Annotated in this window: 22 protein-coding genes and 3 riboswitches; of the genes, 20 read left to right on the plus strand and 2 right to left on the minus strand. The window is 36.7% G+C overall.

Annotated elements, in window-relative coordinates; translation table 11 throughout:
* The first annotated feature begins 279 nt into the window (after positions 1-279).
* Positions 280-365: riboswitch (cyclic di-GMP riboswitch) on the plus strand.
* A 77-nt stretch (positions 366-442) separates the two neighbouring features.
* The 12 genes from motA (at position 443) to AAIB49_RS16850 (ending at position 11974) form a co-directional block, all read left to right on the plus strand.
* Positions 443-1234 carry a flagellar motor stator protein MotA gene (gene motA, locus AAIB49_RS16795; protein ID WP_186870639.1) on the plus strand — a complete coding sequence of 264 codons (792 nt, stop codon included), beginning with the start codon at positions 443-445 and terminating at the stop codon, positions 1232-1234.
* Positions 1221-1979, plus strand: coding sequence for a flagellar motor protein MotB (gene motB, locus AAIB49_RS16800; protein WP_339213817.1), 759 nt, complete (start codon positions 1221-1223; stop codon positions 1977-1979). Before motA ends, motB begins: the two co-directional genes overlap by 14 nt.
* A 26-nt stretch (positions 1980-2005) precedes the next feature.
* Positions 2006-3700, plus strand: coding sequence for a methyl-accepting chemotaxis protein (locus tag AAIB49_RS16805; RefSeq protein WP_343458679.1), 1695 nt, complete (start codon positions 2006-2008; stop codon positions 3698-3700).
* 140 nt (positions 3701-3840) lie between these two features.
* Positions 3841-3926: riboswitch (cyclic di-GMP riboswitch) on the plus strand.
* 119 nt (positions 3927-4045) lie between these two features.
* Positions 4046-4678, plus strand: coding sequence for a response regulator transcription factor (locus tag AAIB49_RS16810; RefSeq protein WP_343458680.1), 633 nt, complete (start codon positions 4046-4048; stop codon positions 4676-4678).
* Positions 4679-5206: 528 nt separating this feature from the next.
* Positions 5207-6409 (plus strand): CynX/NimT family MFS transporter, encoded by a 1203-nt coding sequence (locus AAIB49_RS16815; RefSeq protein ID WP_343458681.1) that lies wholly within the window; start codon positions 5207-5209, stop codon positions 6407-6409.
* Between the two features lie 21 nt (positions 6410-6430).
* Positions 6431-7030 carry a pyroglutamyl-peptidase I gene (locus AAIB49_RS16820; protein WP_343458682.1) on the plus strand — a complete coding sequence of 200 codons (600 nt, stop codon included), beginning with the start codon at positions 6431-6433 and terminating at the stop codon, positions 7028-7030.
* Between the two features lie 314 nt (positions 7031-7344).
* Positions 7345-8532, plus strand: a complete 1188-nt coding sequence (locus AAIB49_RS16825) for an MDR family MFS transporter (RefSeq protein ID WP_186870633.1) — start codon at positions 7345-7347, stop codon at positions 8530-8532.
* Between the two features lie 12 nt (positions 8533-8544).
* The gene (locus AAIB49_RS16830) at positions 8545-9282 is read left to right on the plus strand and encodes a Cof-type HAD-IIB family hydrolase (RefSeq protein WP_339213827.1); all 738 of its coding nucleotides are present in this window, start codon (positions 8545-8547) and stop codon (positions 9280-9282) included.
* 137 nt (positions 9283-9419) lie between these two features.
* A complete protein-coding gene (locus AAIB49_RS16835; RefSeq protein WP_186870631.1) occupies positions 9420-9602 on the plus strand; it encodes a cold-shock protein in 183 nt (60 codons plus the stop codon).
* 136 nt (positions 9603-9738) lie between these two features.
* Positions 9739-10788, plus strand: a complete 1050-nt coding sequence (locus AAIB49_RS16840; RefSeq protein ID WP_339213828.1) for a hypothetical protein — start codon at positions 9739-9741, stop codon at positions 10786-10788.
* A gap of 170 nt (positions 10789-10958) precedes the next feature.
* Complete coding sequence (locus AAIB49_RS16845) at positions 10959-11396, plus strand: IDEAL domain-containing protein (protein ID WP_339213830.1); 438 nt, start codon at positions 10959-10961, stop codon at positions 11394-11396.
* 143 nt (positions 11397-11539) lie between these two features.
* Positions 11540-11974: an IDEAL domain-containing protein gene (locus tag AAIB49_RS16850; RefSeq protein ID WP_339213832.1), complete on the plus strand. Its 435-nt coding sequence runs from the start codon at positions 11540-11542 to the stop codon at positions 11972-11974.
* Between the two features lie 360 nt (positions 11975-12334).
* Here the strand turns inward: AAIB49_RS16850 and AAIB49_RS16855 are convergent, their stop codons facing one another.
* A complete protein-coding gene (locus AAIB49_RS16855) occupies positions 12335-14356 on the minus strand; it encodes a penicillin-binding transpeptidase domain-containing protein (RefSeq protein WP_343458683.1) in 2022 nt (673 codons plus the stop codon).
* A 105-nt stretch (positions 14357-14461) separates the two neighbouring features.
* On the minus strand, positions 14462-15406 hold the full coding sequence (locus tag AAIB49_RS16860; RefSeq protein WP_481857879.1) for an LCP family glycopolymer transferase: 945 nt from the start codon (positions 15404-15406) through the stop codon (positions 14462-14464).
* A 625-nt stretch (positions 15407-16031) separates the two neighbouring features.
* On the opposite strand from AAIB49_RS16860, the gene AAIB49_RS16865 reads away from it, so the two are divergent.
* The 8 genes from AAIB49_RS16865 to AAIB49_RS16900 all read left to right on the plus strand — a co-directional run bounded on the left by AAIB49_RS16865 (position 16032) and on the right by AAIB49_RS16900 (position 20687).
* Positions 16032-16733, plus strand: coding sequence for a TasA family protein (locus tag AAIB49_RS16865; RefSeq protein WP_339213837.1), 702 nt, complete (start codon positions 16032-16034; stop codon positions 16731-16733).
* Positions 16734-16996: 263 nt separating this feature from the next.
* Complete coding sequence (tapA, locus tag AAIB49_RS16870) at positions 16997-17800, plus strand: amyloid fiber anchoring/assembly protein TapA (RefSeq protein ID WP_339213839.1); 804 nt, start codon at positions 16997-16999, stop codon at positions 17798-17800.
* Positions 17801-18388: a signal peptidase I SipW gene (gene sipW, locus AAIB49_RS16875; RefSeq protein WP_343458685.1), complete on the plus strand. Its 588-nt coding sequence runs from the start codon at positions 17801-17803 to the stop codon at positions 18386-18388. It abuts the gene before it with no gap.
* A 37-nt stretch (positions 18389-18425) separates the two neighbouring features.
* A complete protein-coding gene (locus AAIB49_RS16880) occupies positions 18426-19136 on the plus strand; it encodes an LPXTG cell wall anchor domain-containing protein (protein WP_343458686.1) in 711 nt (236 codons plus the stop codon).
* Between the two features lie 120 nt (positions 19137-19256).
* A riboswitch (cyclic di-GMP riboswitch) is annotated at positions 19257-19332 on the plus strand.
* 30 nt (positions 19333-19362) lie between these two features.
* Positions 19363-19473 (plus strand): anti-repressor SinI family protein, encoded by a 111-nt coding sequence (locus AAIB49_RS16885; RefSeq protein ID WP_246521669.1) that lies wholly within the window; start codon positions 19363-19365, stop codon positions 19471-19473.
* Positions 19474-19554: 81 nt separating this feature from the next.
* A complete protein-coding gene (locus AAIB49_RS16890; protein WP_186870620.1) occupies positions 19555-19881 on the plus strand; it encodes a helix-turn-helix domain-containing protein in 327 nt (108 codons plus the stop codon).
* A gap of 58 nt (positions 19882-19939) precedes the next feature.
* On the plus strand, positions 19940-20449 hold the full coding sequence (locus AAIB49_RS16895; protein ID WP_343458687.1) for a VanZ family protein: 510 nt from the start codon (positions 19940-19942) through the stop codon (positions 20447-20449).
* 82 nt (positions 20450-20531) lie between these two features.
* On the plus strand, positions 20532-20687 hold the full coding sequence (locus tag AAIB49_RS16900; protein ID WP_186870618.1) for a hypothetical protein: 156 nt from the start codon (positions 20532-20534) through the stop codon (positions 20685-20687).
* Positions 20688-20847: the final 160 nt, after the last annotated feature.

Below are 20847 nucleotides of genomic sequence, written 5' to 3' on the forward strand. Positions count from 1 at the left end.
TTTATCAGAGGGTGTCCTTTTTGTTTACTAAAAAGAGTAAGAATATTAAAAAAGACGTAGCACTTACCATTTTAAATGGTTAGCGCTACGTTTTTAATTATTTACTGGGGTTTTGTCCCAGCCTCTTCTATATTACAGCTAAAAACATAGTTGTTATTAAATAAATGATTATATACGGCTGAAATAAATTATTTTAAATTACTATAATACCCCTTTACTTCTAAAATGTAATAGCCGATATATACAATAGAGAAAAACTTTAATCTCACACATAATCCAAATCGACAAAGGCAAACTTACTGAAAAGTAAGGACGCAAAGCCATGGGTCTAAGGTCTAATAGACTAAGATTGCCAGGTTACCAAGTATAGAATCTATAACATTCTATTTGGCTATTCTTTCTACAAGAATAGCTTTTTTAATTCACATATGGAGGTCTACACATGGATAAATCATCATTAATAGGAATTATACTAGGAATCCTTGCAGTTGGGGTAGGAATGGTACTGAAGGGTGTTGGTCTTGGTGCATTGATAAATCCTGCTGCCATCCTCATTATTCTTGTAGGAACAGCAGCTTCTGTTATTATTGCTTTTCCAACTAGAACACTGAAAAGAATACCAGCACTCTTCAAGATTCTATTTACCGAAAGGAAAGAACAAAGTGCAGAAGAATTAATTGATACATTCTCTGATATGGCTGATATAGCTAGAAAGGAAGGGATTTTATCTTTAGAAAGTCAATTGGATAAAATTGAAGATCCATTTTTAGCGTCAGGATTACAGCTTGCAGTGGATGGGCAAACTCCGGAATTTATCCGAGATGTCATGATGGAGAAAATTGATGCCATGGAAAAACGCCATGAAGAAGGTGCAGCTATTTTTTCTCAAGCTGGTACCTATGCGCCAACACTGGGGGTACTTGGTGCAGTGGTAGGTTTAATAGCAGCTCTAGCGGATATGTCTGATATTGAAGCACTAGGAAAGGCAATCTCTGCAGCGTTTATCGCAACATTACTTGGTATTTTTACTGGATATGTCATGTGGCATCCATTTGCCAATAAACTGAAGGCAAAGTCAAAGCGTGAAGTAGAAATTAAAGAAATCATGATTGAAGGTATTGTATCGATTACAGTTGGGGAGTCATCAAAAGTTCTAAGGGATAAGCTTGGTTCTTATCTAACAACAAAAGAATTAGAACGATTAAATCAGGAGCCGAAAAATGAAGAAGAATAAACGGAAAAAAGCGGAACATCATGTTGATGAATCGTGGTTACTCCCTTACTCTGATTTATTAACATTACTTGTTGCCTTGTTTATTGTCTTATTTGCTATGAGTGAGATAGATGTGAAGAAATATGAGGAACTGTCTACTTTCTTTAGAAGCGAGTTTTCCAGCGGGGATAAAGGGATAATGGAACATCCTGTTCCTTCTCCTGAGCTGAAAGAACAACAAGAAGTGGAAGAACAAAATCAGAATCATAAAGATGGTCAACATGAGCTGCAAAATTTACAAGAGCTTCAAAAGAGAATCGATGCCTATATCCAAGAAAATGGTCTGACGGAGTCACTTGGTACCAATCTATCTGGTGAAGGATTAATGATCACGATCAAGAATGATATTTCCTTCGAGCCAGGTAGTGCAGAGGTTAATCAGGGTGGGATAACGATTGCCAATGAGATATCACGTCTGTTATATACGGACCCTCCTCACCAAGTGGTCATCAGTGGGCATACAGATGATGTTCCGATGAACAATGAGCAATTTGGTTCGAATTGGGAGCTCAGTGTTATGCGGGCTGTAAACTTTATGACGTTAATTTTAGATAATGAACAACTCGATCCAGCGAAATTTAGTGCAAAAGGATTCGGGGAGCATCAACCGCTTGTTCCAAATGACAGTGCGGAAAATAGAGCAATAAATAGACGAGTGGAAGTGCTAATTTTGCCTAATTATGACATCACAGAACATTTACCATAACACATTATAATTGAGGAGAACGACTAATGAAGAATTTATTTAATTTTAAATCGATACGCAATAGAATATTATTTTTATTTTCCACCGTATTATTTTTTGTTGTAATTTATTCGGCTTTTTCCTTATATTCAATTAATCTAATCAATAAGGAATCCAAAGAAATAATAAACAAACAGCTAGCCCTACTTATGCTTGATGAGGATATATCCTATGATATGGCAAATCGCTCAGCATTATTAAGAGGATATTTCCTACTGGAGGATGAAAGTCTTCGTCAGCAATTTGAAAATGAAGTAGAGGCAAGTATTGCGTTAGAGAATGAACTGATGGAATTGAGTGATTCAGAAAGCACGAAGGAATTACTTAATAAGAAGTATGAGTGGGGAACATTAACGGATAAGGCACTACAAGCGTATGATCGTGGTGATAAAGAAGCAGCATTACAAATTATGCAAATGGAAGTAATGCCATTAGGAACAGAGATTACCCAAGGATTTGAAGAAGCTACCGAGCATCGTAAAGAGCTTATTAATGAACTAGGACAGAATATGGTTAATGATGGTGAATTAATGATGGTTCTGACCATCATATTAAGTATTGCTAGCATCGTTATCGGAACGACATTGGCTATTTTTGCTTCTAATATGATTGCGAAGCGAATAAAGCTGGTTATGGAGAGAATGCAGACCATTTCTGATGGCGATTTAAGCCAGGAAGATTTAAAATCCAATGACCGAGATGAAATTGGACAACTTGTTCATATGACGAATAAGATGAGTATGAGCATTCGGGCATTATTAAATCAAATCAAGTATGTATCGACAACCTTAGCTAGCCAGAGTACCGAGCTAACTCAGTCTACTAACGAAGTGAAAACTGGTGCCGAGCAAATAGCAATGACAATGGAAGAATTAGCTAACGGTACGGAAACACAAGCAGATAGTGCAGGTGAATTATCATCGGCAATGAGTTCATTTGCTGTTCAAGTACAAGAGGCAGATGAAAGTGGCGCAGCAATTGATACACACTCCAAGAATGTGCTTGACTTAACCAATACGGGAAGAGATTTAATGAAATCTTCAACCACACAAATGCGTAAAGTAGATGAAATTGTTCATGGTGCTGTAGGAAAAGTAGAAGGACTACATGAGCATACGCAAAAAATCACCAATCTAGTATCTATCATTAGGGATGTTGCAGAGCAAACTAATTTACTAGCATTAAACGCTGCAATTGAAGCGGCACGTGCTGGTGAACATGGGAAAGGCTTCGCAGTAGTTGCTGACGAGGTGAGAAAGTTAGCGGAGCAGGTTGCGCTATCGGTAAATGATATAACAGACACGGTAATGAGTATTCAGTCGGAATCAACGCTTGTAACGGAGTCATTACAGGAAGGGTATAAAGAGGTTCAAATTGGTACAGACCAAATTGAATCTACTGGAGAGACATTTAGTCAAATTACCGAAGCGGTTTCCAGTATGGTCGAGAACATTTCAACCATTACGAGCAACCTGTCCAGTATTGCTACGAACAGTCAAGAAATGAACGGATCTATCCAAGAGATTGCAGCTATTTCAGAGGAATCAGCTGCAGGGGTAGAGGAGACGTCAGCTTCGGCAGAACAGGTTAGAGGCTCAATGGAGGAAGTAGCTGATAGCTCCAAAAAACTAGCCACCCTAGCAGAAGAACTGAATGATTTAGTAGGTAATTTTAAACTATAGTAAAAGATACTAGACACATTTGGTGTAAAGTGTCTAGTATCTTTTTTTCCTATAATTACATCCTATATTTAATGATATTTTAGTTGCATTTATTACTAGATATGGTTTAACATAACCTTATGTGAATAAATCGAAACACCAACTGATAAAGGCAAACTATCTGAAAGGGTAGGACGCAAAGCTAAGGGTCTAAGGTCGTAATGGCTATGATCGCCTGGTTGCCAAAATGGATTGTATCAATATTTTGGCTATTCTAATATGAATAGTCTTTTTTAATGTGAAATTCATATTTTGGCAATTTCTACCATTTGTAATAGGGAAATAAATTTGATGGGAGAAGTGGCTATGAGTGAAGTAACAATTATTAAAGAGAAAGATTTAGTTCGAGACATTATTGTGGAAAAGCTAGAAGAAAGTCTTCCTGAGCATGATTGGAAGGCTATAGGATCCGCAGAATTTAAATCAATTAAGACGTCAATTAAAAGTGATTTAGTCATTATTGATTTAAACACGACTATCGATATTAAAGAGGTAATTGATAGGTTTCTAGAAAAGAAAATCCGAGTAGCAATTTGGACATCTGATTTAGACAATGACTTATTACGGGAGCTGTTCCGTTGTGGGTTACATGGATATTTCTATAATGGAATGGAATTAAGTGAATTAATTTTTGCTACTAAATCGATGTTAAATGATCAACAATATATCCATCCGAAACTATCAGCAATTCTACTAAATGATTATGTAAAACTAACTAGAAAAGACCCAATTAGACCAGCTGGTATTCTTACCGAACAAGAATGGAAGGTTTTAGAGGAGCTTGGTAAAGGTCTAAACAACTGTAGTATTGCCAAAGAACTATTTATTTCAACTAGAACAGTGAATAACCATGTAAGCTCTATCTTGAAGAAGCTACATGTATCCGATCGCACTAATGCCGTTATCAAGGCCATTAAAAATAATTGGATAACATTATAAAACGTAAGTAAGGGCAGGTTCTCTGAGTAGTAATTTCAGGGAAACTGCCTTTTATATTTGGATGAGGGGTGGGTCTTGAAGTCGTACAAAATATCGCGCGCGAGAAAAATTAGGAGTGAAGGAAAAGTAAAAATCGCGCGGGGTAGGAGTAAAAACGCGCGAGAAATAGAAAAATCGCGCGAGGTAAGATTAAAATCGCGCGAGAAATAGTAAAATTCGCGCGAGGTAGGAGTAAAATCGCGCGAGATAGTGAATGTGGCGCGAAAAGTGAAGAGGGTCGCGCGAAAAATGGGGGAGGTGGCGCGATTTTAAGAGATTCCCGCGCGAAAAGAGGAGAGTCTCGCGCGAAAAGGAAAGAAAGTCGCGCGCGAGGAAAATTAGAAGTGAAGGAAAAATAAAAACGCGCCCGGTAAGAAGAATAATAACAGCTTCTCCACATAAAGCTAAATTGGCGAGTCTCCTCCTTTTTCTTCTCTTAATGGATTATGCTATAGTAGTGACAGTAATATATTGGAAGGGGCATGAGAATTGGAATTGCATCATCAAGAGGCTAACAACAATCAGTTATACAAATTTTTAGTAGTAGCAGGAATCATCATTGTTGCTTTTAATCTCCGGCCTGCAATCACATCTGTTGGACCACTTATGAGTACCATTCGCGATGATGTAGGATTATCGAATTGGAGTGTAGGGTTATTAACAAGCTTACCATTAATCGCTTTTGCCTTTATGTCACCAATTGCTGCAAGGCTAGGTAATCGGTTTACCAATGAGAAAGTCATTTTATGGGGGCTTATATTTTTATTAGCTGGAATAGCGGTCCGTTCCGTGTCATTAATCGGCTTGATATTTCTAGGAACATTGCTAGTTGGGTTTGGTATATCGGTTTGTAATGTTCTATTACCAGGAGTCGTGAAGGATAAATTTCCATTAAAGGTAGGTTTAATGACTAGTGTCTATTCAACGGCGATGGGAGTATTTGCTGCAACGGCATCAGGAGTTAGTGTTCCGCTAGCAAATGGTATCGGCTTAGGATGGAAGGTTGCTCTAAGTGTGTGGGCCATCCCTGCAGTGCTAGGGATTATTATTTGGATTTATTTATCTAATAAAAGCCGTCATGCTACGGTCGAAACTAAGTTTATAACAGGTACTACAGATACGAATATTTGGAAGTCTACTTTAGCATGGCAAATTGCTGCATATATGGGATTACAGTCCTTTTTATTTTATGTGACTATCTCATGGCTACCTGAAATTCTGCATTCTCATGGAATGAGTATGGAGACGGCTGGATGGTTACTATCCTATACACAGTTTGTCGGTCTTCCGGCTAGTTTCTTAGTACCAGTGCTAGCAGCTAAATTTGCTTCACAGCGATTAATTGTGTTGGTTATGGGAATCTGTTCTATAGTAGGCTTTACAGGATTATTATTAGGTACCCATAATATCCTAATAATAATTAGTATTACATTAATTGGACTTGCATTGAGTGGTACGTTTGCTTTGGCATTAGCCTTCTTAGGAATGAGAGCAAGGGATGCAAAGCAAGCAGCCTCTTTATCTGGAATGGCACAAGCATTAGGGTATATTCTAGCTGCTGTTGGTCCAATCTTCATTGGATATTTATTCGATCTTACCCATGCTTGGACAGTACCAATCATTTCATTAATGATAGTCGCACTATTAGTTACTGTTTTTGGATTTGGAGCAGGTAGAGATAAATACGTTTAATAAAATTGGAGAGGTGTTCACATGAAAAAATTATTACTAACTGGATTTAAGGCCTTTTTAGAATTTCCTATTAATCCAACTACGGAAATTACAAACCAGTTAAATGGTGAAGTAATTGGGGATTATGAAATTATTGGTGAGGTGCTATCGGTTGATTTTCATAAATCTGGTAACCAGTTATTAGAATTAATGGAGAAGCATCAACCGAATGCAGTTGTATCCTTGGGACTTGCAGCTGGAAGAAATTGTATTACACCAGAACGAATTGCGATTAACTGTAATGATGGTCCAGTCGATAATAATGGACATAAGCCAAGTGGAGAAAAGATTTTTGCGGATGGTCCAGATGGATACTTTTCAAAACTTCCCATCTATGAAATGGTTGCCAAGCTAGAAGAAGCAGGCTATCCAGCCAAAATTTCTAATACAGCAGGTGCCTACCTTTGTAATAATGTCATGTATCATGGACTTCATTATTTAAAGCAAAAAGGATTAGAGCAGCCATCAGGGTTTATCCATATCCCAGCATCACATAAGCTAGCCGTAAAGAAGAACATGCCAAGCTGGTCACAACAAGACTTAACAGAGGCGGTTAAAATTGCAATACGCTGTATCCAATAAACATTGGCTACTATAAATTATAAAAAGACAGTTAAGGTTTAACATATATAGCATGATTATGGGGGAAGGAACCCGATAATAAGCGATACATAATTAGCTAGAATATACCGGCCCTCTGTGTATGTAAAAAGAAAGATGTGCCTCACAAGGGACTTAGAAAACGTTAGCCAAAGATTGGTATATTCTAGCTATGGATTTATTATCAAAAAAAGTCCTAAACTAGAAAATTATTTACATTATCTTCATTGCTTTCATCAACTAAATATATTAAAATTACGTAGTTGACGAGAAAACTAGATTGCGAGTTGATAAGTATGCCAAAATACATTTGGCTTTTAGCAATAGCTACAACCATTAGTGTAACTGGTGGTTCTTTTTTATGGCCACTTAATACTATATACATGCATAATGAATTAGGAAGAAGCTTAGCATTTGCGGGCTTTATTTTAATGTTTAATCAGGGAGCTAACATTGTCGGTAACCTAGTTGGAGGAGTATTATTTGATAAATTTAGTGCTTATAAAACGATTCTACTAGGTACGTTATTATCAGCGAGCTCATCAATCTTCTTAGCATTTAATCATGATATTATATCGTATTCTATTTGTCTTCTTTTAATTGGACTTGGATCAGGAATTACATGGCCAGTCATGTTTGCCATGGCAGGATCTGTATGGCCAGAAGGTGGAAGACGTGCATTTAATGCGATTTATGTTGCCCAAAATCTTGGGGTCGCACTTGGAGCGACAATTGGTGGATATGTAGCAAGTATTTCGTTTGATTATATTTTCATTGCGAATGCAGCCCTATTTATCGTATTTACCTTTATTGTTTTCTTTGCATTTAAAGGAATGGATGAAGAAAGAAATCGACATATGCACACTAATGTAATTGAGCAAAGTGGAAAGATTAAAGATAAATCCACTTTTACTGCATTAATTATTTTAAGTGTTGGATTCTTTGTTACCTGGTTTGCTTATAGCCAGTGGCAGTCTACCATTGCATCCTATACACAGGATATCGGTATTCCATTAGAACAATACAGTTCGCTTTGGGCCATTAATGGTTTCCTAATCGTGTTAGGTCAGCCATTATTAAAGCTATTTACCGATAGAATTACTTCACCTAGAAAACATATTTATGTTGGGGCTGTTATTTTTTTAGGATCATATCTTATCGCGATGTATGCTGAAGCATTTACTATGTTCGCTGTAGCTATGGTAATATTGACTATAGCGGAGATGCTAATTTGGCCTGCCATCCCAACCTTGGCAAATGAACTAGCACCACAAGGTCGTGCTGGATTTTATCAAGGATTTATCAATAGCGTTGCGGCTGCAGGTAGAATGCTTGGACCATTCTTAGGTGGTTTAGTTGTTGATTACTTTAATATTCAGGTGTTGTTTTATGGATTAATTGTGATGTTATTAATTCCATTCTTCACAACAAAACTATACGATCGAGGAATAAAGCCCGAGCAAGCATTAAAAAAAGAAGCATAAAGGGGTTTTTAGATGTCTGATATTAAGTTAATTGCATTAGATATGGATGGTACGTTATTGAATAAGAATCATGAGGTTGATATTCGTACGAAAGAGGCGATTCAACAAGCACTTACAAAAGGTGTCCATGTTGTCTTAAGTACGGGACGATCACTTGGTACCTGCTATCCATATGCAGAGGAACTAGGCCTGACATCGTATTTAGTCACTTGTAATGGTGGCGAGATTTGGACAATGAAAAAGGAATTACTGGAACAACATTTATTAGAAACGGAAGTCGTAGAAAAAATATGGAATTTAGGTGAAGGACTAGGTCTCCATATGTGGATGACTTCTACAGAAGGATTTTTCATTGGAGAACGTCCAGATAATTTATACGACTACCAATGGTTGAAATTCGGCGTAGACTCAGAAAACCCGGATAAATTAGCTCAAGTAGTGAAAGAACTATCCTATTTTGCTGACCTTGAGATTACCAATTCATTACCAACTAACATTGAAATTAATCCTAAAGGTGTTAGCAAAGCAAAAGCGCTACATCGTGTTTGTAACGAAATCGGGATTACGATGGATAACGTAATGGCATGTGGGGACAGCTTGAACGATATTAAAATGATTCAAGAAGCAGGTATCGGTGTAGCAATGGGAAATGCACAAGAAGCAATTAAAAAAGTAGCAAATTACGTAACCGATACGAACGAAAATCATGGTGTAGCAAAAGCAATTGAAAAATTTGTCCTAGAAGATTAAGACGTATAACGTAATTTCTTACGAATAGGTTGGTTATTCAATTTTTGTCACTGGTGGATAAGTAAATCCAAGGTCCCTTTCTTTGTGTTTCGAAAAGAGGTATAATAGAAATACAACGCCTGAAAGGGGATGCTGTAATGTCTTTTTCAAGAGGACCAAAAGAGCCAGTCCCGGAAGTTGAAACAAATGTATGGGCATGTACTAGTGAGGATTGTAATGGCTGGATGAGAGAATCATTTAGCTTTGACAAAGAACCAGAATGTCCATTATGCCAATCAAACATGACAACAGAAGTACGTGTATTACCAGAAGTTAAATAGAAATAAATAGCGTTAAAGAACTTAAAAAACACTCTCGATTGCTTCGGGAGTGTTTCCTTATGTTATGTTTCATTCACCTAGACAACTGCCTATACATACATTAAAGTAGAAACCAAAAGTCAAAGGATGTGTTATTTTGCCAAGTAAAATTGGGTACTACGTTAGTGGAAACACAGCAGAGGGCTTCGTAAACTTTTTGTCAACCAACACTTCTGACTTATATCAACATATCATTTTAAAACACCCCTCCTACACAATCAAAACAGCTATTATAAAGGGAATCATAAACCAATATGAAGCAGATCATCATATCGAGGTACTTTATAGCTCAATAGGTAAAGAATTCTTAGAAGGAGTTATCATACGAGATAAGAAAGTAGCGATCATCGATGAAAGGATAACTAGTACAGACTTACCTGGCTCCATTGAATTAAACCTTACTCTTTTCACAGAAATGGATGCTACTAACCACGATTTCGCATCGGAGCATGAAACAATGAATACTTTCATCCAAAACGCCTACCGAGATTTTGAAGCTGGACTGAAAATTCATGACGATTTAGAGGAAGTCTATATAAACGAAATGGACTTTGAAAAGGCGAATCAACTGGCAACAGAATTTATCGATTCTCTATTAAAGGATGTTTCAAAGCAAGAAAAGGAATCCAACGTATACCATCGCTTGTTTGGTACTAATACGAAAGATGGCGTAGTAAATGTTGTTCCAGAACTTTTACGTCCGTTATCTAAAAAGTACTATATTAAAGGCCGTGCTGGTACAGGTAAATCAACCTTTATGAAGAAAATTAAGGCTGCTTGCCTAGCGCATGGTTTTGATGTGGAGCTTTATCACTGTAGCTTCGATCCTAATAGTATTGATATGGTGCTCGTTCGAGAGCTAGATTGTTGTATTTTTGATAGTACAGACCCACATGAGTTTTTTCCACAGGGACCTGGGGAAGAGACGATAGATATGTATGAGATAGCGGTAACACCGGGGACGGATGAGAAATATGCAGATGTCATTGACGATTTAAATACGCGTTATAAAGCTTATATGAAAAAAGGTGTTATCAACCTGCAAGAAGCGGGTAAAGTAATCGGCAAGCTTGAACAACAATATGACCTAACTAATCTAGAAATGGAAAAGCTAAAATCGCATATTATTGGAGCAATTAACGAATAAGGAGTAGTCCTGTGAGTATATAGTAAAGACTCGCAGGACTTTTAGCTTATAATAGGGAATTTAGAATCAATTTTAATGAATCCATAAATATCCTCTTGTTTTTTCTTGTAAAATCATGTAAAATAAATTAACTGAAAATTATGATTTGAAAAATATTGGGAGGTGGGAATGTGATATCTGTAAAGATGCTCAAGCCTTATTATATAAAGGCTGATGATGAGTTTGTTCGTATAATTTTAGCGTATCAATATTTTTCAGTCAGTATTAATACACATGTCTACCAATTTATCCCTGTTGAAGCTAAAGAGATTCGCATCAACCGCAAAACACGAAAAGTTGAAAATGTTGAAAGTCGTTTTGCTTTTCAAAAGGGCAAGGAGATTATTTATATGACAATGACAGAACTTATAACACTTCCCGATTTTCTAACCCAATTACACCATATTGCAAAGCCTTATTATGAAGAATTTCAGGAAATGGATGAAATAGCAAGTGAAAATAGATTAATTTTAGAGGAATTAGAAAAATCTAATTTAAAACGCTTAATCGATAAGGCGCTTGATGAGCGTGATGAGAAAATGTTTCGCGAATTAGTGAAATTGTTATGAATCAAAAGGAGCATGACTTATTACCTATGACAAATAGGCAGGCATGCTCCTTTTGATTTATTGGATAAAAAGGTGTTTAAAAGTTAATTTATCGGGTACTTAACAAATAAGATTTTCTATAATGAAGCATTGGGGGAATGTCAATGGTAAGTGTAAAGTTATTGAAGCCCTATTGTATAAAAACGGATTTAGAAAATATATATGTCTATTTGGACGAAGAGCACTTTACGATTTCTATACAGAATGAAGTGTATCAATTTATCCCTGAACAGTCGAGACAATTCATTATCAATCGTAGAACGAAAAAAATTGAGAATCTGGATGCGACTTTTGCATTTAAGAAGGATGATAAAGTTTTTTATTTAACGATGAGTGAACTAATCAATATTCCAGATTTTCTAATTAAGCTTTACTTTATCACAAAACCTCATATTGATTATGTGCAAACAGAAAATTTAAATGAAGATATTGACGTTATTATGGATCAGCTAGTACAACAAAATATTAAACGATTAATTGATAAAGCATTAGATGAACGCAATGAAGAAGCATTTTATGACTTAATTGCTTTATTATAGAAGCTTAAGTAAGACCGTTTAAACGAATAATAAAGGTGTAAAATTTAAATAGAGGAAGGGACAAAAGGTATATGTTAAAGGAAAAAGCGATTAATGAGAAAAGCCCCTATCCTGGAAATATCGTTGTATTAACTTTCCAGTACAGGGGCGAGGACTCCTAGAAAAATCCATGGCAGTGTCTATCAGGCTGCGATATGAATAACCCTAACGAGAAATCCTGCTAGTAGACTCGAGGTGAATCCGGGATCTCAGGTTTGCTTATTGGTTTCCTCTACGTATATTTTAAGGAACTAGTGGTATTATTCGTATTACGTTTACTTTTGTCCCATTCTCTGATTCATTCGTAGGAAGCGTTCTTTTTTATTCTTTAATAGCTTCCAATACATCCGTAACCTTCTGTACAACTAATCCGCTTGCTCCGAGATCTTGAACCTTCTCCATCATCATTGCGATGATGATGTCCTGATCCTCTGTTGGATAACCGACAAACCAGCCATTTTGTTCGCCATTTTCCTCATCTAAGGTTAATTTTAATTCTGCCGTTCCAGTTTTCCCAGAGATAGGGAATGAAGCCTTTTTCGCATAGCTAGCCGTTCCATCTGTTACTACATTTCGCAAAGTTTCTTGCACGATAGTAGCTTGCTCTGATGTTAGTAGCCCTTCTTTCCAAACTTGATTTGGTTCTTCATCCATTAATAAGATTGGTTTAATCATATTGCCATTATTTAAAAATGTCGTATACATCGTAGCTAAGTGAAGTACACTTGCTTCAATCTCACCTTGACCATAGCTTGTGTTTGCTACTAATACTTCATCATCTAACGTTCCAGAAGTTGAAATGGTTGAAGTGGATATTGGGAAATTAATCGGTAGCTGTTCACCGAAACCGAACTGTTCAAGTCCCTTTACGAGTTGCTCACCACCCATTTCCACACCTTTCATTGCAAAGTAGATATTATCTGAAAGGGCCATGGCTTTCATTAAGTCAACTGGGTTAGCCTCGGACACACGAGTTACTTCATAATTGCCCCAAGATTCTCCCTTACCCCAAGAAAGCCCCTTAATCTCTAGCTTCTCCTCAGGTTTAATCGTGCCATTTTGTAAGCCAATTGCTGCTGTGATTGGCTTTATTACAGAGCCTGGTGCATATGTCGCATTAAATCGATTAAATAAAGGTTGCTCTGGGTTGTCTTGAAGAGCTTCCCAATCGCTTTGAGAAATGCCATAGACTAGTTTATTTGGATCAAAGGACGGGCTACTTACCAATGCTAATGTTTCGCCGGTTTTAGGGTGGATAGCAGCTGCCGTTCCTGGTGCATTATCCAAAGAGTTAAATAATTCCTCTTGGACCGTAATATCAAGGGTTGTTTGAATATTCTTTCCATCCTCTACTGGTTTCATGGCTAAAGTAGCAACCTCTTTTTCATCTTTCGTAACGTAAATTTTAACCCCTTTCTCGCCTTTTAGTTCATCTTCGAAACGGCGCTCTAAACCAGTAGTACCAATCATATCATTGGCTGTATATCGCTCAGGATCTTTCTCTTCTAATTCTTCTGCTGTTATTTTTCTCACATAGCCTACAACATGTGCCGCCGCTTCGCCTAAAGGATAAATGCGCCCTGTTGTTTGCTGTGTCATCACGCCATCTATTTGCCATAATTGGTCTAGCAATGCTTGATTGGATTCTTGTACCTTTTTACCTATTGGGACGAACAAATCTGGTTGAACCCAGCTCTCATTAAGCGCGTTATCAATGGATGCAACGGAAATATTTAATAGGGAAGCAAGCTTTTCTTTACTCGCTTCAGGATTATCCCCTAATTGCCCGGGAACAACTCCAACCTCATAGACAATTCCGTTTAGAGCTAAGGGCAGTCTGTTACGGTCCAGAATATCTCCTCGTTTTGGCTCGGTAGTAGATATTCGAATCTCTCCACCATCTTTAATTTCTGGGAAAATAAAGCCAGGATCCCAGTCGATAAACCAATTCTTTTCTTCCTCTTCCCCAGCTTGTTTTAACGTCACTTCATAGTCAAATTCAATTGGACCAGCCATCGACGTCAAACTTGCCGAAAATGGAATGGTTGCCGTACCTTCTTCCAAAGCTTGTTTCATCTTTTCATCAGATAGTTTTTCATAATGTAATTGAATATCTGTAATGTGTAAATCTTGGTATATTTTCTCATAGCGGTCTATGTACTGATCTGTTGGATATACTTGCTTAGCTTCTTCCGTCAGCATATCGTACATACTAGTGAAGTTTTGTTCCTCCCAAAGATTAAAATAGTCATCCAGCCTGTCATGAGGTGTGACTTTATCCTCAGAACATCCAGCTAATAGGAAAGCTAAAAGTAATGTAAAGGTAATAAAGAAGCGTTTCATAACTAATCCCCCTACTATGTGTAAGTGTTTTTTTCTCTCTCTTTGTATTATATCATCGAAATAATAGAAAAAGTCACACTGAATTCATCAGGTGACTTATTTTCTTTAGTTCGCTTCCATATGATCTTTTATCTCCGTTGAAATCCGATTGAATTCTGCTTCTGGTACAATATAGTACCAAATTCCTCCAATAATTTGCTCGCTACCAGAAATCTCCATCGTGTCAATGTTTGCTCTAGTTCCGAGGTAGTTAGTGAATAATGCTTGCATGTTTTTCATTTGCAGGTCAGTATTGACATTATTCCCCACTATATCGAGAATCTCACCGACCTTTGTAATACTTGAAAAGCTTGCAGCCTCATTCATTGCAGCAGTGACGACAGCACGTTGTCTTTCATTACGCCCCATATCCCCACGTGGATCACTTTTTCTCATCCGAATGTAGGCTAATGCTTCTTTTCCATTTAAACGAAGATTACCTTCTTCAAAGTGAAAGCCATCCTGTGTGAAATCCATATGATTATCAATGGTTACGCCACCTAAAGCATCTACCCCAAGCTCAAAGCCTTCCATATTTATTTTACCGTAGAAGTGTACTGGAAGATCGAAGGCTTCTTCAACGGTTTGAACAGATAATTCAACCCCACCAAATGCATAGGCGTGATTGATTTTATCCATTCCTCGGCCAGGAATGTTGACATAAGTGTCTCTTGGAATACTGAGCATTTTCATCGAATCGGTCTTCGGATTTAATGACATGAGAATCATGGTATCGGAGCGACCTCTGTCACCTTCACGTTCATCTACACCTAGAAGTAAAATGTTGATTGATTTTTTGTCGTTGAAAATGCTATTAATCTCTTCTTGCCTTTTAGGGTCTTTATCACGATCCAATGGTTCATGCATGGTGTTAACCGTATCGTGTATTTTATCCCATACATACCATGCAAATCCTCCACCAGCTAGTAGAAGGAAAAGAAAAATCCCACCGACCCAGTATAACCATTTTCGTCTTTTCTTTTGTTTAAGTTCTTTCCTTGATTCCGCCACTGTCATTCTCCTTAATTGTTAACTATTGGAAATATTATATCGAATCCTGTCATTTTAGTCTATTGCAAAATAGGATTTATTACTCATTATTTTTGACTAATAGAATAGTGTTAATCGTATAGTGATTTAGTTCCTCCAAAAAGTAACAGAACGATTAGCAGTAATTAGGAGCAATATTTACTTTTCAATTGGGTTTCAAGTTAGTATGTTATTCTAAGAAAACTTATTTATATTATCGTTATCATAATAAATATATGATAAGAATAGACATGCATAGAAGTATATAAAATGAATTTGTTCTTTATAAAGAATATAAATACGTTAATAAGTACAAAAATATAAGTAATCTAAAGAAATATAAAGATAATCCAATAAAAACGTTCTTTATAGTGAATATTTGCCGGAATTTGAGGTTTTCATTTCTAAGTAAATTATCCTATACTCCAATTAGATTGTTCTTTATTAGGAACGAAATGAGTCTTATTGAAGAACGATAGTGTTTAACTGGTTAAATACATATGGAAAGAGAACGATTACCAAACTCTTTCCCGACACTTTTAAATTTGCGCAGATTTAAAGGTGAATTGTTCTGTAATTAGAATTTAAATTAGGGAGATGAACGAGAATGAGTATGAAGAAAAAGTTAGGTATGGGCATTACATCAGCTGCTTTAGGTATTGCATTAATTGGTGGGGGTACGTTTGCATACTTTAGTGATACTGCTACACAAACGAACACGTTTGCTTCCGGTACAATTCAACTTGATGTTGATCCAACTGTACAAGTAGAAATGAATAATCTTAAGCCTGGAGACTGGATGCCAAGATCGTTTGAATTACAAAACAATGGAACGCTTGATATTAAGTATGTTGACTTAAAAACAGATTATGCGGTTACAAGAAATGGTGAGGCTGTTAGTAATGAATTAGCAGATGCATATGCAGAACAACTTTATGTGCAATTCTTAAAGAATACTTCTGGGAATGCAGATTATGAAGTGTTGTTTGAAGTAAGTTTAAAAGACCTTCGTGATTTAACACCAGAAGATTTAGCAACAAAAGTAAATCTTGAAAACATTATGGTTGAAGAAGGGTATAGATACTGGGAATGGATTGTTTGGCCAGTATTTGGCAAATGGATAACTGTTGATCCAGTATTTGAAGATGTATCAGAAGAAGTATATGGTATTGGAGCTGGCGATAAAGCTAACTTTGATGTTCAATTCCGTTTCAATGATACTGGTGTAGCACAAAATGAACTACAAAATCTAGATTTAGAGCTTACTTGGACATTCGAAGGTTTCCAAACTGACGGAGAAGAAAAGTAATTTTTTGATAAACAAGAGGCTGGGGCATAACGAAAATATAGGTAATAAAAAACGAACTACCACCACATTAGCCCCGGAAATATACTGGAAGTAACCGCAAGTATATTTCCGGGGCGGGTATGATGCGCTAACTTTCATGTTCCGTTTTTTCTATGTTAGAAATAGTTTTGTCCCAGCCTCATTCCTTATTTATTAACTATCCTGGTTAATCGAAGTTTTGGAATAACGATGATAGTTAATAAAGGGGAGATAGGGGGAAGAATATGAGACAGTCACGAGTAGCTAAGTATCGGAAAAAACATAAAAAATTAATCATTCTCATGCAATTATTAGCTATCCTATATGCTTCTATCGCATCATTATCGCTCGTTACCTCAACTACTACGGCTCATTTTAGCTATACAAGTCCTAAGGTGACGACTACCATTTCTACAGCAAGTAACTGGTGGGATGGAAGTGAGTTAGCATTCCTGGATAATGCAACAGATGTTATACATAGCTGTCCACCAGTTGAAATCCAAGTCCAGATCAAGAATATTGGAGACGGTGACATGGCGGGTCCAACCGAATACAAAGTATTTTATTCTGAACAAAAAGGTAACCCTGAGAAACTGGGCAAAGAAATTGCAAATGGATTGATCCAACCATTAAATGCTGGTCAAGAAATAAGCCTTACATATACTGCAACAGAAGAAGGTTGGTATCAATTTATGGCGTATCAGCTACCAGGCTTTCATGAAAATGAAGAGAATAGAACGGAAATATGGAGCAATAAAGTAAAGGTACAATGCCCGCCACAAGATAAAAAACAGGAAGAAGATGCTGCTATCAATGAGGAAGAAGTGAGTGAAAATGAACCTAAAGAGGAAGAAATAGTAGAAGAGCAAACCGTCACACAACCAGAAGAAGAGAATGAAGATGAAAATAAGTCTAGCACGAAAAAAGATAATGCTAATGAAATAAAAGAAGTAGAGGAAAAACCAGTTGAAGAAAATGAATCGGTTCAATCAGAGAGTGAACCGATGGAAGAAGACACTGTGAATTCATCTGAGGAAGGAGAAAATTAAATGAATTTAAAAAAGGTCGCAAAATGGACTGGAAATTTGCTTACGTATGCCATGATGGCTGTACTAATCTTTTTAGCGTTTACGGTTGTTGCAACGAAAGCTTCAGGGGGAGAACCAGAAATTCTAGGCTATCAATTAAAAACGGTATTATCAGGATCAATGGAGCCAGAATTCAATACCGGTTCTATTATCGCAGTGGAGCCTGGTGGAGACATGACTCGTTTTCAATCGGGGGATGTTATCACATTCGTGGAAGAAGATGGAAAGTTAATTACCCATAGGGTCATAGAGGTAGTAAATAGTGGAGAACATGTTATGTATCGAACGAAGGGAGATAATAATGCTTCCCCAGATAGTAGCTTAGTACTTTCTGAAAATGTCGTTGCCCAGTATACAGGCTTCACTATTCCTTATCTAGGATATGTTGTTAACCTTGCACAATCCCAAAATGGAGCATTTTTACTATTAATACCAGGATTCATCCTAATCGTCTATGCCGGTTTCACTATTTGGCAAGCAGTTCGAGAATTAGAGGCTACGAATAAAAAACTAGCTAAACAAATACAGGAAAATAGTACGGCATCTTAATATAATTTTGATAGTTTTGCCTTAAGGGGGCGATGAATTGAAGCGGGTAATGTTGATTAGCTTGGCATTCGTTATCGGGTTTATTATGCTACATAATCCTTTATTAACGATGGCCGATGATTCCGATACAACAATTAATGACAAAGCAGAAATAGCAATCTCGCTTTCACCTAATGATATGCTTTTTAATGTGAATAATATGAAACCAGGAGACTGGGCACCAAGAACACTTACAGTTATGAATGATGGGAAAAATAATTTTCACTATCAGATAAGCATTAGCAATGAAGGGGAAGCGAAACTATTTAATGAACTTCTAATCGAAATGGAAGGGGGGGAAGGGATACTATATGAAGGTAAACTAGCAGAATTGGAAACGTTACCGAAGAGATTTCTTGCTGCTAACACATACGAAGAAATAGACATCACCGTTCGTTTTCCGGAACATCTTGGTAATGAGTTTCAAGGGTTAGCTGTTCTTTTTAACATGTCGTTTGTAGCAGAGGCAGCTAATAGTACCCCTGGTACGGGGGACTCTGATGGTGAAGATAATAGCACAACAGAGAAAGATGTAAAGCTTGTGGGGGGTAAAATAAATGATGGAGATAACACAGCAGGATCGCCACTTCCTAAGACAGCAACAAATATGTTTCATTATTTATTAATTGGTACCTGTTTACTTCTAGCTGGCTTAATCCTTTATATCATTTCTAGAAGATTGAAAAGAGCACGGATGAGTAGGGTATAGTATATCGAAAAAAGTAATATGATTGGTTTGAACCTCCTACAAAACTAGTTCCATTCTGACAAAACAAGACATACATAAAATACTAGTTCTTTAGTATAATAGATTTAGAAATAAATTCCATCTATACAAAGGCAACCTCATTGAAAGATGGGGACGCAAAGTCACAGGTCCAATACTGGATGGCTGGATTGCATAGATAAGTATGGGGGACGGGAATTTGAATAAAATGATCGGTTTAGACTATGAGTGGATTTTGTTAATTAAGGAGGCAAAAAAACAGGGGATGACCGTAGAAGAAATACGACTATTTCTAGCGGAAGCAAAGCACCATGCATAATTCTTTTGTTGTATTTTTGTACTTAATATAGAACTGCTCACCTGTTTGTGATATAATTTCGCTTGAAAGAGGTGAGTCGAATTGATCGGAGAAAAAATCAAACAATTACGCAAAGAAAAGAAAATGTCTATATCTGAGCTAGCAGAAAAAGCAAATGTTGCCAAGTCGTACTTAAGTTCAATCGAACGTAACCTCCAATCCAATCCATCTATTCAATTTATCGAGAAAATTAGTGCTGTTCTAGGTGTATCTGTAAATGAGTTAATTAATACGAAAGACTCCATAGAATTGGAGGATTTAGACGGAGAATGGCTAGAAATCGTCAAAGAAGCGATGGAATCTGGTGTTTCGAAAGAAGACTTTAAGAGTTTCCTAGAATTTAATAAGTGGCGAAAAAATAATAATTAGAAACCGTAGATTATACTGCGGTTTTTTTATTGCTTGTGATATAGTAGGATATAAGATTTTGGACAAGTATGGTGAAATGATGAATCGTAAACCTATTTATTGGCTTCTTCCGATCGTATGGATGGCTGTCATTTTCTTTTCTTCTGCGACCCCATATGAAAAACAGGATATGAAGCCATTACTAGCGAGCATTATTGATTTTTCTTTTTTAGAACCGTATTTTAGTTGGGTTTCATTTACGTATAATCAAACAGAGGTAAGCATTGCTGCACTTGGTGTAGAAGGATTTATCGAATTTTTTCTTCGTAAAGGAGCACATTTCGGTGCATTTTTCCTATTGATGATTCTGTTTTGTATAGCATTTCGAAGGACAGTACATTGGAATTTACATAAAATTCTAGTTGTCTCATTTGGATTAACGATTGCATATGCTATTATGGATGAATTACATCAAGGTTTAACACCAAATAGAACGCCTTTTTATGGAGATGTAGTAATTGACGGAATCGGAGCTAGCATGGCATACTTCATTCTACTAATCTGGTATAAAAAATGGAAAAAACTATAAAATTTAATAATTATAGTAAATATCTCATAGATTTCATGGTATACTAGTTTTTATATTAAATCATAGTCAAGGCGGTAATTTCATGGTTGAGCGTGAGTTTTTTAAGAATATGATGAAAAAGGTAATTGATGATACAGAAAAAAATAAAATCCGTTCCTCTGAAGAATTAATTCAAACATTAATTAAAGAATTGAATGATCAACGAGAATTAAATCAAAATAAACGTATAATTAATTAACATTTGAGCTATTTCCTTTTTAGAGGGAATAGCTTTTTGTGCGCTTGGCAGCGCTCCGAACTTAAGGGTGAAAGTCCCAAACACGCCGTAGTGGCGGAAGTGTATAGCTGACAGGCAGTGCATGCTCGTGAGGGAATGTGCGGAGGGCTTGAAGGCAAAC

It is taken from the genome of Ornithinibacillus proteolyticus (assembly GCF_039581225.1).
In the GTDB taxonomy this organism is placed as follows: domain Bacteria; phylum Bacillota; class Bacilli; order Bacillales; family Amphibacillaceae; genus Ornithinibacillus; species Ornithinibacillus massiliensis.